The sequence below is a fragment of the Pseudoalteromonas sp. SG45-3 genome (genome assembly GCF_014164075.1).
Lineage (GTDB): Bacteria > Pseudomonadota > Gammaproteobacteria > Enterobacterales > Alteromonadaceae > Pseudoalteromonas > Pseudoalteromonas distincta.
In genome coordinates this window covers 69,556-90,691 of record NZ_JACJEN010000009.1, presented here as the reverse complement: position 1 = coordinate 90,691, position 21,136 = coordinate 69,556, and the positions used below count along the sequence as shown (strand labels likewise).

General features: G+C 40.7%; 17 protein-coding genes. 11 read left to right on the top strand and 6 right to left on the bottom strand.

Features of this window, described 5'->3' with window-relative positions; translation table 11 throughout:
• Positions 1 to 7 precede the first annotated feature (7 nt).
• The 3 genes from groL to H5126_RS12215 all read left to right on the top strand — a co-directional run bounded on the left by groL (position 8) and on the right by H5126_RS12215 (position 2,588).
• Positions 8 to 1,657: a chaperonin GroEL gene (gene groL, locus H5126_RS12225; RefSeq protein ID WP_002958835.1), complete on the top strand. Its 1,650-nt coding sequence runs from the start codon at positions 8 to 10 to the stop codon at positions 1,655 to 1,657.
• Positions 1,658 to 1,793: 136 nt separating this feature from the next.
• Positions 1,794 to 2,009 (top strand): hypothetical protein, encoded by a 216-nt coding sequence (locus H5126_RS12220; RefSeq protein WP_182720185.1) that lies wholly within the window; start codon positions 1,794 to 1,796, stop codon positions 2,007 to 2,009.
• Between the two features lie 159 nt (positions 2,010 to 2,168).
• Entirely contained in the window at positions 2,169 to 2,588 is a 420-nt protein-coding gene (locus H5126_RS12215; protein WP_182720184.1) for a VOC family protein, read from the top strand.
• 19 nt (positions 2,589 to 2,607) lie between these two features.
• On the opposite strand, the gene H5126_RS12210 is transcribed toward H5126_RS12215, so the two are convergent.
• Positions 2,608 to 4,083, bottom strand: coding sequence for an NAD(P)H-hydrate dehydratase (locus H5126_RS12210; RefSeq protein WP_182720183.1), 1,476 nt, complete (start codon positions 4,081 to 4,083; stop codon positions 2,608 to 2,610).
• Positions 4,084 to 4,322: 239 nt separating this feature from the next.
• Here H5126_RS12210 and gmk point away from each other — a divergent pair, with 239 nt between their 5' ends.
• The 5 genes from gmk (at position 4,323) to H5126_RS12185 (ending at position 10,001) form a co-directional block, all read left to right on the top strand.
• Entirely contained in the window at positions 4,323 to 4,943 is a 621-nt protein-coding gene (gene gmk, locus H5126_RS12205) for a guanylate kinase (protein ID WP_182720182.1), read from the top strand.
• Between the two features lie 124 nt (positions 4,944 to 5,067).
• Complete coding sequence (rpoZ, locus tag H5126_RS12200; RefSeq protein ID WP_002958829.1) at positions 5,068 to 5,343, top strand: DNA-directed RNA polymerase subunit omega; 276 nt, start codon at positions 5,068 to 5,070, stop codon at positions 5,341 to 5,343.
• Between the two features lie 387 nt (positions 5,344 to 5,730).
• Positions 5,731 to 7,836, top strand: a complete 2,106-nt coding sequence (gene spoT / locus H5126_RS12195) for a bifunctional GTP diphosphokinase/guanosine-3',5'-bis pyrophosphate 3'-pyrophosphohydrolase (RefSeq protein ID WP_002958827.1) — start codon at positions 5,731 to 5,733, stop codon at positions 7,834 to 7,836.
• A 12-nt stretch (positions 7,837 to 7,848) separates the two neighbouring features.
• A complete protein-coding gene (locus H5126_RS12190; RefSeq protein WP_002958826.1) occupies positions 7,849 to 8,241 on the top strand; it encodes a RidA family protein in 393 nt (130 codons plus the stop codon).
• Positions 8,242 to 8,393: 152 nt separating this feature from the next.
• A complete protein-coding gene (locus H5126_RS12185) occupies positions 8,394 to 10,001 on the top strand; it encodes a DUF342 domain-containing protein (RefSeq protein ID WP_024595833.1) in 1,608 nt (535 codons plus the stop codon).
• Between the two features lie 40 nt (positions 10,002 to 10,041).
• On the opposite strand, the gene asnA is transcribed toward H5126_RS12185, so the two are convergent.
• Complete coding sequence (gene asnA / locus H5126_RS12180; protein ID WP_182720181.1) at positions 10,042 to 11,037, bottom strand: aspartate--ammonia ligase; 996 nt, start codon at positions 11,035 to 11,037, stop codon at positions 10,042 to 10,044.
• Positions 11,038 to 11,234: 197 nt separating this feature from the next.
• On the opposite strand from asnA, the gene asnC reads away from it, so the two are divergent.
• Genes asnC through recG form a run of 3 tightly spaced genes read left to right on the top strand, consistent with a single transcriptional unit; the run spans position 11,235 to position 14,561 of the window.
• Positions 11,235 to 11,693, top strand: a complete 459-nt coding sequence (gene asnC, locus H5126_RS12175) for a transcriptional regulator AsnC (protein WP_024595831.1) — start codon at positions 11,235 to 11,237, stop codon at positions 11,691 to 11,693.
• 41 nt (positions 11,694 to 11,734) lie between these two features.
• Entirely contained in the window at positions 11,735 to 12,421 is a 687-nt protein-coding gene (trmH, locus tag H5126_RS12170; protein ID WP_007580009.1) for a tRNA (guanosine(18)-2'-O)-methyltransferase TrmH, read from the top strand.
• Positions 12,422 to 12,479: 58 nt separating this feature from the next.
• Entirely contained in the window at positions 12,480 to 14,561 is a 2,082-nt protein-coding gene (recG, locus tag H5126_RS12165) for an ATP-dependent DNA helicase RecG (protein WP_182712474.1), read from the top strand.
• A 160-nt stretch (positions 14,562 to 14,721) separates the two neighbouring features.
• Here recG and H5126_RS12160 read toward each other — a convergent pair whose 3' ends face one another.
• The 4 genes from H5126_RS12160 to H5126_RS12145 all read right to left on the bottom strand — a co-directional run bounded on the left by H5126_RS12160 (position 14,722) and on the right by H5126_RS12145 (position 21,008).
• Entirely contained in the window at positions 14,722 to 16,854 is a 2,133-nt protein-coding gene (locus H5126_RS12160; RefSeq protein ID WP_182720180.1) for an alpha-galactosidase, read from the bottom strand.
• A gap of 321 nt (positions 16,855 to 17,175) precedes the next feature.
• Entirely contained in the window at positions 17,176 to 18,654 is a 1,479-nt protein-coding gene (locus tag H5126_RS12155; protein WP_002958818.1) for an SLC5 family protein, read from the bottom strand.
• A 53-nt stretch (positions 18,655 to 18,707) separates the two neighbouring features.
• Positions 18,708 to 19,469 carry a SapC family protein gene (locus tag H5126_RS12150; protein WP_024594649.1) on the bottom strand — a complete coding sequence of 254 codons (762 nt, stop codon included), beginning with the start codon at positions 19,467 to 19,469 and terminating at the stop codon, positions 18,708 to 18,710.
• A 12-nt stretch (positions 19,470 to 19,481) separates the two neighbouring features.
• Complete coding sequence (locus tag H5126_RS12145) at positions 19,482 to 21,008, bottom strand: tryptophan halogenase family protein (RefSeq protein ID WP_182720179.1); 1,527 nt, start codon at positions 21,006 to 21,008, stop codon at positions 19,482 to 19,484.
• Positions 21,009 to 21,136 lie beyond the last annotated feature (128 nt).

Below are 21,136 nucleotides of genomic sequence, written 5' to 3'. Positions count from 1 at the left end.
TTAAAACATGGCAGCAAAAGAAGTACTTTTTGCAGGTGACGCACGCGCTAAAATGCTAACTGGCGTAAACATCCTGGCAAACGCAGTAAAAGTTACATTAGGTCCTAAAGGCCGTAACGTTGTACTAGACAAATCATTTGGCTCTCCAGTTATCACTAAAGATGGTGTATCTGTAGCAAAAGAAATCGAACTTGAAGACAAGTTTGAGAACATGGGCGCACAAATGGTTAAAGAAGTTGCATCTAAAGCAAATGATGCAGCCGGCGATGGTACAACTACCGCTACAGTACTTGCACAGTCTATTGTTAATGAAGGCCTTAAAGCTGTTGCAGCAGGCATGAATCCAATGGATCTTAAGCGCGGCATCGACAAAGCAGTTATTGCTGCTGTTGCAGAGCTTAAAGCGTTATCTGTTCCTTGTTCTGATACTAAAGCAATTGCACAAGTAGGTACTATTTCAGCTAACTCTGATCAAGAGATTGGTAATATCATTGCTCAAGCAATGGAAAAAGTAGGCCGCAACAGTGGTGTTATTACTGTAGAAGAAGGTCAATCACTTGAAAACGAACTAGATGTTGTTGAAGGCATGCAGTTTGACCGTGGTTACTTATCTCCTTACTTTATCAACAGCCCAGAAAAAGGCACTGTTGAACTAGATAACCCATTTATTCTACTTGTAGATAAAAAAATATCTAACATCCGTGAATTATTGCCAACATTAGAAGCGGTTGCTAAAGCAAGTAAACCACTACTAATCATTGCAGAAGACCTTGAAGGCGAAGCACTAGCTACATTAGTAGTTAATAACATGCGCGGTATTGTTAAAGTATCAGCTGTTAAAGCACCTGGCTTTGGCGATCGTCGTAAAGCAATGCTACAAGATATTGCTGTATTAACTGGCGGTACTGTTATTTCTGAAGAAATCGGCTTAGAGCTTGAAAAAGCAACAGTTGAAGACCTAGGTACAGCTAAGCGCGTAATTATCACTAAAGATGATACAACTATCATTGACGGTGCTGGCGAAGAAGCGGGTATTACTGGTCGTGTTTCTCAAATTAAAGCACAAATTGAAGAAGCTACATCAGACTACGATAAAGAAAAACTTCAAGAGCGCATGGCTAAACTAGCTGGCGGTGTTGCAGTTATCAAAGTAGGTGCTGCTACTGAAATCGAAATGAAAGAGAAAAAAGACCGCGTTGAAGATGCATTAAATGCAACTCGTGCAGCGGTTGAAGAAGGCGTAGTACCTGGCGGCGGTGTTGCACTTGTACGTGCTGCTAGCAAGCTAGTTGATTTAGTTGGCGACAACGAAGATCAAAACCACGGTATTAAAGTTGCACTTCGTGCGATGGAAGCACCACTTCGTCAAATCGTAACTAACGCAGGCGACGAAGCATCAGTTGTAATTAACGCAGTTAAAGGCGGCGATGGTAACTACGGTTACAACGCAGCAACTGGCGAATACAACGACATGATTGAAATGGGTATCCTAGATCCAACTAAAGTAACACGCTCTGCGCTACAGTTTGCAGGGTCTATTGCGGGTCTAATGATCACTACTGAAGCAATGGTAGCTGAAATCCCTAAAGACGAATCTGCTGGTGCACCTGATATGGGTGGCATGGGCGGAATGGGTGGTATGGGCGGAATGATGTGATAAACATCACCGTTTAAGCACCTCGCTTATATAAAAAACCAGCTTCGGCTGGTTTTTTGCTTTTTAGAATAAAAATCATTGATATTGTTTAATTTATACCCATACCTAAGTTGCGTATAACTAAGATTTATATTAAATGGATTTATTAAATAATAACGAAATATTCATCTTCTTTGTTTTTGTTGCTCTTGTGACTGGGTTATTTTCATTCGTAGTTTGGGCTATGCTCAAAATGGTCACGTGGGGTAAAAGTATGTCTAAGGGGGCTTATTTATTTTTAGCATTCTTTCCGCTTATTTCTATTATTCCTATCCCACCACCTACATACGAAAATGTACAAAAAGCAAAATAAGAACAAAGAAAACGCAAAGAAGACTCAGGTGATCCACCCGATGATGAAGACGAACTCGTAAGTTAATTCATATTACATACTGCGGGCATATACCCTACTTGATCGTTTGCTAAATATGATAAAAAGCACATTTATTTAATAGTACGGAGTAAACCAAACATGACTAACGTTCAACAGCATATCGGCAGCATTGCATTAGTTGTTAAGGACTACGGCGATGCCATTGAGTTTTATACTCAAAAGCTCAACTTTGAGTTAGTAGAGGATACTGATTTAGGTGATAGTAAACGTTGGGTATTAATTTCACCTCCAAATTCAAACGGAGCTAATTCGAGCAGAACTAATCTACTGCTTGCTAAAGCCACAACGCCCGAACAAATTAGCGCTATTGGTAATCAAACGGGTGGTCGCGTGTTTTTATTTTTGCATACTAATGATTTCTGGCGAGATTATAATTTAATGCTTTCTAAAGGCGTTACATTTAACGAAGAGCCTAGAGTAGAACCCTATGGCACCGTAGTGGTTTTTGAAGACCTATATGGTACAAAATGGGATTTATTACAGCTTAATAATCAGTGAGATAAAGTGACGCTTAAACTCACGTCACTTTATTAACTAACTCTCTTACAACTGGGAATAAATCACTGGGTAGCATTCCCCTTTGTCCATCTCGCTCACTTGCGATATCACCGGCTTTAGCGTGCAGTGTTACACCATAGCGTGCTGCTTCATCAATAGTTAAACCTTGAGCAAGTAATGCCCCAATAATACCAGTGAGTACGTCGCCACTGCCGCCAACTGCCAGTGCTGGGTTGCCATCTTCACACACCCACGTGTGCTGGGCATTATCTATTAATGTTCCAGCGCCTTTTAATACACAAGTCGCGTTATAGCGCTTGGCGCAAAGGCGGACATAATTAAAGCGGTCTGATTCTATGTCGCTAGTACTAACACTTAGCAGTCGCGAAGCTTCGCCTGGATGTGGCGTAAGTACGCATTGCTCTAACATATACGATGAAGCTTGCTTAGCCAGTAAATTAAGGGCGTCTGCATCTATAACCAATGGCATTTTATTGTTTTGGCAATATTGCATTACTTCATCGAATGTTTGTTGTGCCCACTCGTCTTGCCCAAGCCCTGGGCCAATAACAACGCAGCTTGCCCACTCTAGCGCTTGATGTAAGTTATTACTGCTTACCATAAGCTCTGGTCTGCCAATACTAATAGGCGTTATTGAGCTTTCGTGTGTATACACCCTTACCATGCCAGCACCCGTTCTAAGAGCTGCTTCACTACTTAACCTAATTGCACCTGCAGTACCTTGATTGCCACCAACACATAAAAGCTTGCCATGGCTGCCTTTGTGACTATTGATTGCCCGCGTGGCAATTCCTTTAAAGCTATTAATATTTATCAAGGTTCCTGATGATTGAGCTATACTAGTAAACGCATCGCCAATTGCTAAATCATCAAAAACTAACTTACCGCTATATTGTTTACCTGCCGTCGTTGTGAGCCCTTGCTTTATACCTACAAAAGTAACGGTTGAAGTCGCTTGTACTGCGCACCCTAAAGGCTGTCCTGTATTTGCTTCAATGCCTGATGGAATATCAATGCTTATTACGGGCTTACCACTGTTATTTACAGCGTTAATTATATTCGCAAAATTATCGCGCACGGCGCTATTAAGCCCAGTACCAAGGAGCGCATCAATAACGATATCGCACTCATTAAGAGCATCTTTTGTAAAATGAGAAACCACCCCACCCGCTTCTATCCATAGCTGCTGCGCTTTTGCAGCATCACCTTTTAATGTTTTTTCGGGTTCAGCAGCGCATACTGTTACCTTTTTACCTGATTGCATAATAAGCCTAGCTACAACGTAACCGTCTCCAGCGTTGTTACCATGGCCAACAATGACTAATGTATGCTGCGCATCAAATAACTGCCATTGCTTATATACAGCCTCTCCTGCACGCTGCATTAGTGTAAATAAATCACAATGACTGTTTTTAGCCGCTAAAGCTTCATTGTCTCTTACTTGTTGTGCGGTAAATAAGGTTTTATTAAGCATAAAGGCTCCTTTACTAGGTGATACTTCACCTTATCAAATACTTATATCTAGCGGCTAGTTCTGTTGATAAATTTAAACTGCAATTTTATTTAAAGTCTAACACTCCCGCTTCAACTTGGGCATAGCTCACTTGAGCACGCCTAACTTGAGCAAGGTGAGCTAATTAAAGTATAATGCAGTTAATTAAAGGCTTGGTTTACTTGTAATCCAAGCCTGTTTATTTTTAGGTAGAGAAAAGCATGGCACAAACTCGCGGTAACTTATTTATTTTATCAGCCCCTTCAGGTGCTGGTAAATCAAGCTTAATCAATGCGTTATTAAAAAAACACGCTGACATGAAAGTATCTGTATCACATACAACTCGCGCCCCTCGCCCAGGTGAAAAAAATGGCGTGCATTATCACTTTGTATCTACAGACGAATTTAAAGCGCTTATTGCCAAAGATGACTTTTTTGAATGGGCTCAAGTATTCGATAATTACTACGGCACATCAAAGCAGGCTATTGAGTCGCAACTTGATGCGGGTATTGATGTGTTTTTAGATATTGATTGGCAAGGCGCGCAACAAGTGCGCGAAATAATGCCAAGCGTGAAAACTATTTTTATACTACCTCCTTCAAAAGAAGAGTTAGAGCAACGCTTAAATAATCGTGGCCAAGATTCAGCTGAGGTTATTGCCTCTCGTATGGCAAAAGCACAATCTGAAACATCACATTATAACGAATACGACTATGTAATTGTTAATGATGACTTTGAGAGCGCGCTTGGCGACATAGAAATGATTGTAATGGCTCAGCGCTTAACCCTAAAAGCGCAAGAAGAACGCCATCAAGTTTTACTAAATAGCCTGCTTAAATAATTTAAGTCTATTTAAATCAGGCTTAGACAAGTAAAACTGATAAAAATTGAACACTGGCTATTGGCGAAAGTGGCTGCTTGCAGTAAACTACGTCTTTGATTTAAATTATTTTTGGAGTGCTGTGATGGCCCGCGTAACAGTTGAAGATGCAGTAGATGCAGTTGGTAATCGTTTTGACTTAATTTTAGTTGCGGCTCGTCGTGCCCGCCAAATTGCTGTTGGTGGTAAAACTCCACTAGTAGACCCTGAAAACGATAAGCCAACGGTAGTTGCTTTACGTGAAATTGAACTAGGTTTAGTTGATAGCTCTTCAATGGACTTAATTGACCGTGAAGAACAACAACACCAAGAAGCAGCTGAATTAGCTGCTGTTGCTGCTATTGTTGGTGGCAACCAATAATCGACCTCCCGGTCTGATTTAGCCAACGGCGCAGTATTTCTACTATAGCCGTTGGCAATCCTCTCTTTTCATCGTATATTCGTAGCTTACCTAATTTGCTTCACTAGGGCTGTTTATCTTTCGAGGTTAAATTTGCAGTAGTATGTTTGGTATTTAGGCAAGGCAGAGCCTATGTAGTGTGGTTATTCCCCATAAATAGGCGATAACGCAGCATAAATGCAAAACATGCGCTGCCTAAAGGGTTCTGCCTAGGGGCACTTTACTCTTTGTTGCTCGATTTTTACTTAGCCCGCTAGGCTAAAAACCTCGCGCCGCGATTAAATCGCCCCTAGATTGAACAAATTTTAATCCTGAAAGGTCAACAGGCCCTAGAACATTGGAGTGTGAATGTATCTTTTTGAAGGTCTTAAAAAGAAAATCTCAGAATACTTGCCCGCTGCTGATGTAGAGCTGGTTCAAAAATCTTACGTGGTAGCCCGAGAGGCCCATGAAGGACAAACTCGCTCAAGTGGCGAACCTTACATAACGCACCCAGTAGAAGTAACCCAAATTCTTGCAGGCATGCATCTTGACCATGAAACGCTCATGGCCGCGCTAATGCATGATGTAATTGAAGATACTGATTTTAGTCAACAAGATTTAGCCGAGATATTTGGCGAAACTGTTGCAGAGCTAGTTGAAGGTGTGAGTAAGCTCGATAAGCTTAGCTTTAAAGATAAAAAAGAATTCCAAGCTGAAAACTACCGCAAAATGATTATGGCAATGACTCAGGATATTCGAGTCATTTTAATCAAGCTTGCTGATAGAACACACAATATGCGTACTTTAGGCGCATTGCGCCCAGATAAGCGCCGCAGAATAGCGCGTGAAACACTAGAAATTTACGCACCAATTGCAAACCGCTTAGGTATTCACGATATTAAAAATGAACTTGAAGACTTAGGTTTTCAAGCTTTATATCCTATGCGTCATCGCGCACTTAAATCGGAAGTTGCTAAAGCACGCGGTAATCGCAAAGAAGTTATTACTAATATCCAACATGAAATAGAAGCACGTCTTGAAGAATCAGGCATTAAAGCAACTGTGTCAGGCCGTGAAAAACATTTATATAGTATTTATAAAAAAATGCTTAATAAAGAACTGCTATTTAACGAAGTTATGGATATTTACGCGTTTAGAATTGCAGTTGACTCTATGGATACGTGTTATCGTGTATTAGGTGTAGCTCATAGTCTTTATAAACCTATTGAAACACGCTTTAAAGATTATATTGCAGTACCAAAAACAAATGGTTACCAATCGCTTCATACTTCATTAGTTGGTCCTCACGGTATACCTGTTGAAATTCAAATTCGTACTCATGATATGGATCATATGGCCGACAAAGGTGTAGCGGCGCATTGGATGTATAAAAAAGCAGGTGATGGCGCAGGTAATACTTCGCAGCAACGTGCTCGCCAGTGGATGCAGAGCTTATTAGAGCTTCAGCAAAGTGCGGGTTCATCATTTGAATTTATTGAAAATGTAAAAACTGAGCTATTCCCAGAAGAAATTTACGTATTTACACCAGATGGGCGTATTGTTGAGCTACCAATGGGTGCTACCGCAGTCGATTTTGCTTATGCCGTGCATACAGATGTAGGCAACACCTGCGTAGGCGCTCGCGTTAATCGCAAGCCGCACCCTTTAAGTAGGCCCTTAGATACAGGGCAAACTATAGAAATAATAACAAGCTCAGGCGCTCACCCTAATGCAACATGGCTAAACTTTATTGTTACTGGTAAAGCGCGTTTGGGCGTTCGTAACTACCTTAGAAGCCAGCATCATGAAGAAGCTATGCTTTTAGGGCGCCGCTTACTTGATTCAGCATTAGGTGAAAACAAACTAGATAGCATTGCTGATGAAAATATAGCGAGAGTACTTGAGGAGCACGAACTAACAACGCTTCTTGAATTACTTGTAGAAATTGGCTCTGGTAACCTAATGAGCATGTTAATTGCCAAACGCCTATTACAAAATGACAGTGACGACTTAACTGATATTACCAGCCAAGCCAAAGCGACCATTATTGGTACTGAGGGCATGCTAGTTAATTACTCTAAGTGTTGCCGACCTGTACCTGGCGATGCTATTACAGCTCATGTAAGCCAAGGTAAGGGCCTGACCGTTCACCGCCAAGAATGTAAAAACATCCGTGGCTGGGAAAATGAGCGCTCTAAATACTTAGTTGTAAAATGGGACGATAACCCAGAGAAAGAATATATTGCAGCTCTGAGAGTTGAAATTATTAATCATCAGGGGGCTCTGGCTAAATTAACCAATGTTGTTACTACAACCCAAGCCAATATTGTAGAAATAACCACCGATGAAAAAGAAAGTAATTTATACGTGATAGATTTAGGGGTTACCGTTAAAAACCGTATCCACGTTGCTAACATTATGCGCCGCATTCGCGTTATGCCTGATGTACAAAAAGTCTATCGTAAAAAGTAAAATAGGAAACACATGAATAAAGCATTTATCTCTACCGACAAAGCACCTGCTGCCATTGGCACTTACAGCCAAGCAGTTAAAGTAGGCACCGCTGTTTATTTATCTGGTCAAATTCCATTAGTGCCAGAAACGATGGAAATGATTTCAGAAGACTTTAGTGAGCAAACGCATCAGGTATTTAAAAATATCACTGCGGTATGTGAAGAAGCTGGCGGGCAAATTCAAGATTTAGTGAAAATAAATATTTATCTAACTGATTTATCTAACTTCGCGACTGTAAATGAAGTTATGAGCCAATACTTTAAGCAACCTTACCCAGCGAGAGCTGCATTAGGTGTTCGTGCACTTCCAAAAGGTGCACAAGTTGAAATAGATGGAATAATGGAACTTCCTTCTACCAATTAAGTATTACAGGCTATAGAGCCTCTCTATAGCCTTTTTTTCCCTCTTAGCACTTCGTTCTCTGTGACTTCTTGACTCAAATGTAAATTTCTAGCAATCTGTAGATGTGTTTTAAAAAAACAAACTTAACTTAAGTAGTAAAAAAGGATTAACTCGTGTTTAAGCTTGCCAACAATGGAAATGTTTTACTTGATGTAAAAGAACATATTCCTCCCAGCGCTGCATTTATTTTAGAGGCTCTCGAAAAGTCAGCTTTTTGCGACTGCAAAATAGATCATGACGCTATTAATGATTTTTTTAAAAACGAAAACACACAACACACTCTGGTTGTAGCAACAAAACACAATGCCACTTTAAATGTAACAATTAGCGACGATAAAATGCTGGCCATTGGCGAGCTAACCCTTGCCCAAGGCGGAAAATTATTAAGTTTAGAAGATGCAAAAAAACAACTCGTTAAAGCAGGAATTGTGCGTGGCTATAAGCAAGCATTTTTAGAGTTGCTACTGCAAAAACAGTTTGAGCATACAGCGGGTTCTGTCGTTAAGGGAGTATTAGCTAAAGGTAGGCTACCAAGTGATGGTTTGGCCACTAAACTAATAACAACCGTAGAGACTTTAAAAGACCGTTTAAAAACCCCCAAGCTCAAAGAAGATGGCAGCGTGGATATGCGCGACTTTGGCAAGCTTGCAAGCGTAGAGCCAGGCTCTGTGCTTATTCGCCAACAACCAGCAACCCCTGGTAAAGAAGGCTTCACCGTAATAGGTGACATACTGCCCGCAAAACCCGGAGAAAATAAACAATTAGTAGCAGGCGAAGGCACCGAAATATCAAAGCTAAATCCGCTTGAACTAGTCTCTACTATTGCAGGTGTTCCGGTTGAAATTAATAATGGTATGCGTGTCGACGATATTTTTACCATTTCAGATGTAAACGTAAAAAGCGGCCACATTGACTTTCAAGGCAGTGTTATTGTTACCCGCAATATAGACCCTGGAATGAAAGTAACAGCCAAAGGCGATATTACTATATTTGGCACTGTTGAATCAGGAGAGCTTACCGCAGGCGGAAACATCACCGTTAAACAAGGCATTATTGGCCATCAAAAAGCCGACGAACAATCACTGTCTTGTAAGCTTATTGCGCAAGGTGATATTCACGTCTCTCATTCACAGTATTGCTACCTAGAAGCAAATAATATTTTTATTGATCGCCAAACAAGCCACTGTGTAATGAAAGCTAAACGCTTACTGCAAGTTGGTCAATCCGACTTACCTAAGGGTAAAATATTTGGTGGCGAAATACTCGATGCAACGACCCTCATTGCTGGCGAAATAGGGAATGAATCAGGCGCTAAAATGATTATTAACCTAGCGGCTTCTGGCGCCGAAATAACCGCTGATACTGATAATTGCTTTAAAGACTTAGCTAAAACAGATGCACAGCTAGACACGTTGCAAGCAGCACTAGAAAAAACTGATTTAGTGAAGGATGCCGAAAAGAAAAAACTATTAATTACTAAAATTGGTGCTACTCAAAAGCATTATTGTGAGCAGGCAGAGCAATTAGAAAAACGTCTTTCAAACTTAGATCACGACTTACACGATTTACTTAACGACGCTAATTTAGCGGTAAATTCTGTTTTGCATTCAGGTGTAGAGATTCATATTTTTGATAAAGTACTCAAAACAATCCGCAATTACCCTCCGTGCAACGTTAAACTTTTGAATAACAAAATTGAAATAGAGTTTAAAACAAGCTAAGAACAGAGTGCTCTATTGAGCACTCAAATTAATTCATATTTTAAAGTAAACCGCTTACCTCAGCATGTGTTTGCTGCGGCCATACACCCACTTGTACTTGACCAATATGCTGCTTTTGTAGCAAGAGCATAGCCAAGCGCGACTGCCCTATTCCACCGCCAATTGTTTGCGGAAATTTACTTTGTAGTAGCGCTTTATGCCAATCAAACTCTAAGCGGTCTTCATCTCCAGTTGTACTTAACTGCGCTTTTAAAACCTCAGGACTTACACGTATACCCATTGATGAAATTTCAAATGCGTCTTCAAGTACTGGGTTCCATACTAAAATATCACCATTTAAACCCATATATTGATCGCACGTTGGCGTAGACCAATCATCGTAATCTGGGGCTCTTACATCATGGATTTTGCCATCTCCAAGCACGCCACCAATACCAATTAAAAATACAGCACCATATTCTTGTGCAATGGCTTTTTCGCGCTGTTTAGCGCTAAAGTCAGGGTACATTTTACGTAGCTCTTCACTGTGCACAAACTTAATGTCGTCCGGTAAAAAAGGCGTCAAACCATAAGACTCTCTTACAAAAGCTTCCGTCTCTTTTATCCCTTTATAAATAGATTGAACAGTTTGCTTTAGTGTTGCCAGCGAACGCTCTGTGGTTTCGTTAATTACTTTTTCCCAATCCCATTGATCTACATATACAGAATGAATAGGACTTAATGAATCTTCATCTGGGCGCAAAGCTTTCATTTGAGTGTAAATACCCTCACCAACACCAAAGCCATAAGTTGCGAGTGTTTTACGTTTCCACTTAGCCAATGAATGCACCACTTCGTAGCGGCTATCTGTAATCGCTTTTACATTTACAGCAACTGCGTTTTCATGGCCGCTTAAGTTATCTTGCGTGCCGTCACCTACTTTAGCCAAAATAGGGGCTTGAACCTCAACCAGCCCAAGTTGGGTTTCTAGTTGCTGTGAAAAAAATTGCTTAACTTTACTTATTTGCTGCTGTTGCTGCACATAGTGTGAACTCATAATAATTGGCCTCATTCCCAGTTATTGTTACTTGCTTAATTGATAAAAAGCGCCCTAATGAGCGCCTTTAATGAGGTTAATGTAACGATTTGATGAATTAATTCAATATCCCATAATAAAAATAGCTTTAACATATTAAAACCATCAATTAAGTGGTATAAAAATCATATATTCGATAATTTTATGAGAAAAATATAATGGAAAATTATTTAATCGATAATCTCGATAAACAGATACTTCATGCATTAATGGAAAATGCCCGTACTGCGTACGCCGAATTAGCAAAAAGATTTAATGTAAGCGCTGGGACAATTCACGTAAGAATTGAAAAAATGAAGCAAGCAGGGATCATTACAGGCACCCAATTAACGATTAATACTAAACAGCTAGGCTACGATGTGTGTTGCTTTATAGGTATTAATTTAAATAACGCACGTGATTACCCACAAACACTTATAAAGCTAGAAGCATTGGAGGAAGTGGTAGAGGCTTATTACACAACAGGTAACTACAGTATATTTATAAAGGTAATGACAAAGTCCATTGATCACTTACAAGATGTGCTGATTAATAAAATACAGGCAATAGAAGCTATTCAGTCAACAGAAACTCTTATTTCTCTACAAAATCCAATTAGCCGTACGGTAATGCCTTAACTGCAAAAATCTCGTATAATTGCCGAAAAAAGAGGATAACCATGCAGCAAACTCGCTACCAAAGAATCGAAGACGTACTTTCGCGCCGTCAAACAGACTTAACCGTGTGCTTAGAAGACGTGCACAAACACCATAACTTATCTGCAATAGTACGAAGTGCTGATGCGGTTGGTTGTCATCACGTACATGCTGTATGGCCTGAAAAGCAAAAATGGCTAACTAATAACACCTCAGGCGGCAGTAAAAACTGGCTAGAGACGCACTTACATAGAAATATTGATGATGCTGTTACTGCAATGCGTGAACGCAATCCAGAAATACAAATATTAGCAACTCACTTATCAGAAGATGCCGTTGATTTTAGAGAAGTAGATTACACCAAGCCAACGGCTATTATTGTTGGACAAGAAAAAACAGGGATATCAGAAAAAGCCCTAGAATATGCCGATCAAAATATTATTATTCCAATGCAAGGCATGGTGCAATCACTAAATGTTTCAGTTGCTGCTGCGCTAATATTGTTTGAAGCACAGCGCCAACGCGAGCTGGCTGGTTTATATAATAGAGATATGTTGAGCGCCGAAGTTAAACATCCACTTTACTTTGAAGGCTGCCACCCTATTATCGCAAGGCAGTGTAAACAAAAAAAATTACCTTATCCTGCACTTGATGAAAACGGCGAAATAGTCGCTGACGAGCAATTTTGGCAAGCTTTAAAACATACTTGATGGACTAAAGCTCTGTAAGTACACTTAACTTATTCACAAATAATAAGATTGATATAATTTGTCTAAACCTAGCTTAAATCAATACCCAATTACAGAGCTCAAAGGGGTCGGCCCAAAAATGGCTGAGCGTTTGTTAAAGCTAGGTATTTTAACTGTGCAAGATATGCTTTTTCATTTGCCACTTCGCTATGAAGATCGCACTCGCTTATACGCGATTAATGAGTTGTCACTACATAGCCACGTGAGTGTTGAAGCAACAATTGAAACAAGCCAAATCACGTTTGGAAAAAGGCGCATGCTTGTTTGCCAAATCAATGATGGTACTGGCAGGCTAACACTACGATTTTTTAATTTTACCGCTGCACAAAAAAACGCATTTAGCGCTGGTAAAATAATACGTTGTTTTGGTGAAGTGCGCCGTGGCCGTGTTGGCTTTGAAATGAGTCATCCTGAATACAGCATCAGCGATACCTCTAACGAGCAGCCGGTAGCGACAACATTAACGCCCGTTTATTCAACAACCGAAGGCTTAAAGCAACTATCGATTAGAGCTTTAAGCGAACAGGCTATTGATTTACTAAATAAATACTCAGTAGAAGAACTACTGCCTTCACAGTGGCAGCCATCAAATATGCCGCTAAGTGACGCCCTATTATTACTGCACCGCCCACCAAATAATGTTGATGTAGCTGCATTAGAGCAAGGTACTCACCCTGCTCAACAGCGCCTTGTATTTGAGGAGTTACTTGCTCAAAACCTCAGCTTATTAAAAGTGCGAGAGCAAGGGCAACAAGTTAAAGCCGTGGCATTAAATCCGGTAAACACATTAGAAAGCCAATTTTTAGAGCAACTTCCTTTTGCACCCACAAATGCGCAAAGCCGCGTAGTTGCTGAGATTAAAGGTGACATGCAACACGCGTATCCCATGATGCGTTTAGTACAAGGCGATGTAGGCTCTGGTAAAACCCTAGTAGCAGCACTTAGTGCACTAACAGCCATTGCGCAGGGCTTTCAAGTCGCTTTAATGGCTCCTACTGAAATTTTATCAGAGCAACATGGTGTTAATTTTACAACGTGGTTTAATCAACTAGGTATAACAGTTGCTTGGCTTGGCGGTAAAACAAAAGGCAAAGAGCGCGTAGCAACACTTGAAAAAATAGCCTCTGGTGAAGCGCAAATGATTGTAGGTACTCACGCTTTATTTCAAGATGAAGTTAAGTTTAATAACTTAGTGCTTATCGTTATTGACGAGCAACACCGCTTTGGTGTCCACCAGCGTTTATCACTGCGTGAAAAAGGTAAGTTTGGTGATTGTTACCCTCATCAACTAGTCATGACCGCAACACCCATTCCACGTACACTCGCCATGACCGCCTATGCCGACTTAGAAACCTCTGTGATTGACGAGCTGCCACCTGGGCGTACGCCAATCACAACAGTGGCACTTCCTGATACTCGCAGAGACGATATTATTGCCCGCGTTAAATTAGCGTGTAACGAGCAAGGCCGCCAAGTTTATTGGGTGTGTACACTTATTGATGAATCTGAAGTACTGCAATGCCAAGCAGCGGAGGACAGCGCACTGCAGTTAAAAGAAGCATTACCAGAGCTAAACGTAGGCTTAGTACATGGGCGAATGAAATCAGCTGAAAAACAAGCCATTATGAGCGAGTTTAAGGCAGGTAATATACATGTTTTAGTTGCCACGACGGTTATTGAAGTTGGTGTAGATGTCCCTAATGCGAGCTTAATCATTATAGAAAACCCTGAGCGCTTAGGCTTAGCACAGCTGCATCAGTTACGTGGGCGAGTTGGCCGTGGCGCTACTGCATCGCATTGCGTGCTTTTATACCACGCACCACTGTCTCATACCGCTCAAAAGCGATTAGGTGTACTACGCGATAGTAACGATGGCTTTGTGATAGCAGAGCGCGATTTAGAAATTCGTGGCCCTGGTGAAGTACTCGGTACAAAACAAACAGGGTTAGCCGAGTTTAAAATTGCCGATCTTACCCGCGATAAGCACATCCTCAACCAAGTTAGACCGATTGCACAGCAAATGCTTAAGCAACACCCAGAGGTTGTTGACCCGCTAATTCAACGTTGGTTGGGTAATAAGCAAAATTACGCGCAAGCGTAACCACTCTATTTTCGATATTTTTGAGTTTACTAAGTTAATTTACTAAATTAGCTTACTAAGGATATAAAAAAGTCAGCTCTAAACAATATAGAGCTGACTTCTGATATCTCAATAGAGCAGCATAAAAGCGATTTTCGCCCTTTACTGCTCTTAGTTAAATTTAAGCTTTATTAAGCTCAAATATAAGCGATGTTTGCGGGAATGAAATTGGCATTTGTAAACCAAACTGCATTAGCGCTTCACCTGTAAATGTTTGACCATTTACCGCAGCAATAGAAGATGGGCGATACTCTTCAAATTTTACCGGCCACACTAAATTAAGTGTGTACTGCGCATCGGCATCTAGGCCAACAAAACGAAGCTTATTAGGCGCTGTACGCGGTGTTTCGCGAACGCTGTTATAGGCAAATAACGCTTTTGTTTTTTGCGCATCAATTAAACCAAAGTTAATTGATAAATCGTCGCTATCTAGGCGGTATAAATCGGCAGCATGAATAAACTCACGATGCTCTTTGTGTAGTGCTATTGCCGCTTTAAGTGCATTGTATTCGTGATCGGTCAGCTCACGTGGGTCCATTTCAATGCCCATGTGGCCAAACATTGATACCGCAGCACGCATTTCAATACTTACATTACGCCCTGTGATATGACAATCGCGTGGCCCTACGTGTGCACCCATAACCGACGATGGGAAAAAGAACGAACATCCACGCTGTATTTCAAGGCGATCAAGCGCATCGTTTGAATCTGACGTCCATACACGGTCTGTGTGTGCAAGTACGCCGTAATCTACACGTGCACCACCTGACGAACAGCTTTCTATTTCAAGCCCTGGGTGCGCCGCTTTAATACGGTCAATTAAACGATAAAGTGCTAATGTTTGCTGGTGCACTGCTGGCTTACCATCAAAATTACCCGCATGGTTAATATCGCGGTTCATATCCCATTTAATGTACTTAATAGTTGGGTATTCAACTAAAATATCGTCGATGGCTTTGTATAGGTACTCAACAACCTCAGAGCGCGTTAAATCAAGTACTAGCTGATTTCTAAAGCTTAACTGTTCGTTGTTTTGGGAGCCTAAAACCCAATCAGGATGCGCGCGGTATAAATCACTATCTGGGTTGACCATTTCTGGTTCAAACCAAATACCAAACTCCATACCTAAGCTATTCACATGATCTATAACGGGTGATAAACCATCGGGGTAAATTTTGTAATCTACTGTCCAATCACCTAAACCAGCGTTATCGCCACGGCGGCCTTTAAACCAACCATCATCAAGTACAAAACGCTCAATACCTAACGGCGCTACTTTGTCGGCTAGCTGCTTAAGCGTGTCTACGTCGTGATCAAAGTATATGCCTTCCCATGTGTTGTAATGCACAGGACGTGTTTTTTCACGCTGTGCTTGGCTAAGTAAATTAGCTTTAACAAAACGATGAAAATTACGAGAAAGCGCACTAAAACCTTCACTCGAAAACGAGCCATAAATGCTCGGGCTTTGATATGTTTGACCTTTAGCAAGCATAAGCTCACCAGGAAGTAATAGCTCACCCATTTGTACATAACGACGACCTTCAGCTAAAAGCTCTGCGCGTAGTTTATTGTTACCACTCCACCCTAAATGAAAGCCGTAACATTCGCCGTGTTGCTCGCCTGCATTTTCGTTATGCACTAATAAACCAGGAAATACATCGTGTGATGTTTTGCCTTTACGGTTTTCGCGAACAAAACTACCTAAAACTAAATCAACCGATTGACGTTGAAATTCATTTGACCAACGACCTTCAAAGCTCACTATTTTGCTTACGCTATCTGGTAGCTGAAATGTTGGTGCTGCGCAAAAATTAACGCCCAGTGGTGAGTCACCTAAATTAGTTAATACAGTATGTGCGCTTAGTACATCAGTGTTTTTATCAAGTGTAATGCTGTGCACTACTTCAATACCACGAAGCTTATCTACGCTTACAAATTCAAGTGTTGCGGCTGAAGGCTGACGCACTTCTTGAAGCTCTGGCCCTACTGACCATGCGATTGAGTCGTTTACTAGCTCAAGCCCTGGCGCACCAGTAAAGCCCTCACCGAGTAGTGGAGATAGAGAAATAGGCGCTTCTTCAACCACGGCACATTTTACTTCTTGACGCGTAGCAAGCTGAGTTAGCATTGTTTCTGTTGTTTGCTCAGATAGGCGTTTACCAAAGTACAGTAACGCCGGTGTTTTGCTCTGGCAGTCGAAAATAACGGTGCTGTTTACACTGTCTAATCGATAAAATGATTTAGTGTCGGCCATGATTTTCCTATCCTCTTGTTCATTGTGTGAGTTATAAATATAACGAAAATTAGTAAGCTACACTATTTACTAAATGTATCTCTTTGCTTGAGCCACAATCTATCAGATGGTGACACTCAATAATAATAGTATATATCATACAAATTAGGTTTTGATAGTCTTTACATCGCAAATAGTCAGATAAACTCACTGGAAGTACCACTGTAATAAAAGGTATTAAACTAACCTTTACTTTAAAGCTCTGTTATTGCTTTTAATATATATAAAAAATCGGCCAGAGTTGCCCCATGACCGATTTTGTCAGCTTAAACTATTTACAATCTATTTTTGTACTTGTACTTGTCCTGCGTCATCAAGTGCTGGTGTTTTACCTGCCCACTGCGCATTCAAACCAAATACCACTTTATTTACTATCAATGCAAAAGCTACACATACAATCAGTGTAATTGGCATTAAATGAATGTAATGAATGTCAGTATGTAGTGGTGAGTTTGCAAACGTAAGCATGCCGTACATTACAACACCTAAAATTACTGCTGCAATACCTGCACGTGCATCAACATTTTTAAATAATAAGCCCACTACAAAAATTGAGAATATAGGCATACTTAATAAGCCGTTTAATTGCTGTAGTAAGTTAATAATACTGTCGGCTTGCTGGTAAATTGGTACAAGTACCAGTGTTAAGCTTGTTAGTAGCAATGTTACGTAACCACTTAGCTTTACAACACTTGGCTCTTTATTAAAGTAAGCTTCGTGAATGTCACACACGTATAGTGCTGTAGCTGAATTTAATAAGCTGTTGTAAGTAGAGAGTACAGCGGCTGCCATTGCCGCTGCAAACACACCGGTTAACCATGCTGGCATTACATCACCTACAATTCGACCATAAGCAGCGTCGCCAATATCGCCGTAAAGTTTAAACGAAATAATACCCGGTAATACCACAATGGCAGGGACGATTAAAAAACGAATTCCCGCTGCGGCAAATATACCTTTTTGCGCTTCTTTAACATTAGGAGCAGCCATGGCTCGTTGCGTAATTGTTTGGTTAGTACCCCAGTAATACATTTGAATAAAGATCATACCGGTTAAAAGTGTTGGCCATGGAATAGGTGAATCAGCATCGCCGATGAGTGTTAAGCGCTCCTCAGGAATACCCGTAAAGTCATAATCAATCGCATTTAGTGCTAAAAACACCACTAAAACAGCCATACCCAGTACCAGTAAGCCGTTATAAGTATCAGACACTGCAACTGCACGTAGACCACCAAAAAACGCATAAATAGCACCTACAATGGCAAATGCGGTGGCAATATACATTAGCGGAATATCAACCTTAAACATGGTTTGCATAAACAGCGCACCTGAGTAAATTACCGCTGGCATGTAAATAAGTGCATTACCTAAAAAGAATAATCCCCCAATAACAGCGCGAATATGTTTGTTGTTATAGCGCTTTTCTAAAAGCTCTGTGGTCGTTGTACAGTTGTATTTATAATAAACAGGAATAAACACTTTGGCTAAAATAATTAAGCCAATAATCGCCGCAAGCTCCCACCAAACAAGCAAAGCCATTTGGTTACCATTCATACCCACTAGTTGGTCGGTACTTAAGTTAGTAAGTGTTATTGAACCTGCAACAAACATCCAAGTAAGGCCACCGCCCGCTAAAAAATACTCTTTGGTTTGGCTTTGTCCGTTATTACGATTTTGGCCTCGGCATTTCCAATAAGTAAGGCCACCAATTAAAGCGGTGACAAAAACAAAAACCACCAGCTGTAAAATGTTATCTGACATGTGTGTGTCTCCTACGCGTTACGCGCAATGTCTGTGTAATAAAAAAGTGCACGCTACAGCGCGTGCGCATCTCGACTTAGTTCTAACTTAATTTGCTTTAAAGGCATAAGTTCGGGACGTTGGTTGTGCAGCTTTACCAATGCATTTAACTGAAACAGTGAAATAAGCATACTGTTAAGCACACTTAGGTAACCTTGCTTGTGTAAGTTTGCAACGGTATCGCTATCTAAAGTTTGCAGTTTGTCTTCATCAACGGTGCTCAAACCTTGAATAGTTTGGGTTTCGCCTTGTTCAAACTGCAATACAATATCTATGTTTTTAATAAGCCCTAAGCGCGCTACTTCTTGGGTAAATTGATACGTTTGATAATCATTTTTTAAATCGCTCTCAAGTAGCTTTTGCTGTGAATTTAAAAATAAGCTTGGCTTACCTTTAGCATCAAATAGTGCCTCGCCTTGCTGCGTATTTACGGCTGAGCTTTGATCATCAATCGCAATAAAGTAGTCGCTGCTATTTGCTTCACGGGTCATTAAATAAAGAGGGTGAGTTTGTATACATACCGGTGTGTAAAGTGCCTGCCATTGGTTGTTATTAACCAATAAACTTTGACCTGCACTAAAGCTGGTTAACGCTGATACGGTATAACTACCATTTTGTGTATTACGTGCTAAAAAAATAGGTAAGTCGCAGGCTGCTTTTGCCACTTCGTTAGCTCTTAAATTAACTAAATGCTGCGTTTTTGCATATTCAACACCTGCATTAGGGTTAATTTTTAATGTTTGGTGTTTGGTGTTTACTAGTTCACTAATAGCCATAGTTACACATCCTTAAACTGGGTTAGCCGCTAACCACTGCTCAATATAAGCGCGGTGTGACGGCAAAGTTTGCAACATCTGCTGTGTAAGCTGGCTGTTACGTTCAATTATTTGTTTGGCTTGCGCGTCTTGTGAATACAAATAAGCCTGTTTAGTAAAGTCTGGTTTGAAGCCCATACCATATAAAACGTACTGGTAGCTGGCGGCTGGGAATAACTCTAATGCGCCATGAAAATCTTGAATAAGCGGGCCACGGCTTCCCCAAAGAAGTAAATCTTCTTGCAGGGTTTGTGGAATAGTATTGGGCTGTACATGTGCTTGCCAGTAAGGTTCTGGGCGCTTGGTTAGCATGTAATGCAGCTTTAAAAAGTCGATAATACGCTGCCAGCGGTAATCCATCTGCTCGTTAAAGCGTTTAGCTACTATAGGCATTACTTGTGTATCTGCTGGCATGTGCTCTGCTACAAAGCGTGCTGAAATTTCAACAAGCATAATAGCGGTTGCTTCAAGCGGCTCTACAAACCCTGCTGACATACCCACTGCAACACAGTTTTTATGCCAAAACTTCTCACGGTAGCCCGACTCAAAGCTAATTTTACGGGCAGTTAAACCGTTTGCTGCATCGCCTAAATAGTTTCGTAAGTTTTGCTCTGCTTCATCGTCTGATAAAAATTTGCTTGAATATACATGCCCTACACCACGGCGATGCGTTAAACCTATATCCCAAATCCATCCAGCGTTTTGCGCTGTTGCTATGGTATGGCTGGCTAAGGAGTCATCGTTTTCATCGTAAGGGACTTGCATCGCCAGTGCGCTGTCGTTAAATAGCACGTGGTCCATTTTTTTAAACGGTACGTTGAGCGCTTGGCCTAATAACAATGATGAAAAACCAGTACAGTCTATAAATAAATCGGCGCTTATAATGCGGGTTTGATCTTTTAGAGTAAGCTCATTTATTGCACCATCGTCATCAAGTTTTACCTGATCAACAGTACCAATAATATGCTCTACACCAAGCTTACTTTTACAATGTTGTTTAAGCATTTCTGCAAAAGCGCCGGCATCTAAGTGATAAGCGTAATTACAGTTACCTTGATATTCACCTTGCGCTATACCTCTTGGGGCTAAGCTTGCTTCGCAAATATCATGTTGAAAATTAGTTTGCTGTGCAAAGTCTTCAACATTATCTAAATAAGGGGCTAAATCTATGCGGCCGTAGCCTAGCGGTACAGTAAATGGATGGTAGTAAAAGTCGTTGTTGCCGTGCGTCCAATTTACAAATTTACCACCTTGCTTAAAGGTAGCGTTACAGGCTTTAAATACATCAACTTCACGCAAACCTATTTGCTGAAGTGTGTTTTTCATCGTGGGCCAGGTACCTTCACCTACACCAATTGTTGGAATATCTGACGATTCAACCAACATCACTTTTAAGCCATCACCATTTTTACCTTGGTGATACGAAGCTATAATTGCAGCGCTCAACCATCCTGCTGTGCCGCCACCAATTACTGCGATTGTTTTTATTGTTTTATTCATAATGGACTACTCTTTGAGTATCTTTGATAACGTTTTATACAACAAATGCCCGGTAGGGCATTTGGATTTAATGTGGCTTCATTTTAGCCAATTAGGTTAACTAATATACATTACTGTTAAATTAACCT